The 282-nt window shown below is 36.5% G+C and carries 1 protein-coding gene; it reads right to left on the bottom strand.

Annotated elements, in window-relative coordinates:
- Window positions 1–42 precede the first annotated feature (42 nt).
- The coding region (locus tag JYB62_RS19725) for a hypothetical protein (RefSeq protein WP_205647102.1) at window positions 43–282 on the bottom strand (240 nt) is incomplete at its 5' end.

The raw sequence follows: 282 nt of genomic DNA on the forward strand, positions 1-282 counted from the left end.
ATTTGTGTTACCTCATTCTGATTAGATAACCACCTGTCCCATTTACTCATCTTTTTCGCCCTCATAATATTTTCTATACTCATCAAGTGTTGCGTTCTGTTTGATTATGTATGCTCTTATGTGGGCAAAATTCTTAGCTAATACTTCGTAATCGTCATCACTCAAACCAAAAAGGACTGGATCCTTTCCGCTTTCTTTCATCTTAGCAAAAACCTCTTCTGCATTTTCTGAAGTAATGATGATGAAGTTTAACTCATCCATCTTTGGTGTTTCAGCGTTAGG

The organism is Algoriphagus lutimaris (genome assembly GCF_017051705.1).
In the GTDB taxonomy this organism is placed as follows: Bacteria; Bacteroidota; Bacteroidia; order Cytophagales; family Cyclobacteriaceae; genus Algoriphagus; species Algoriphagus lutimaris.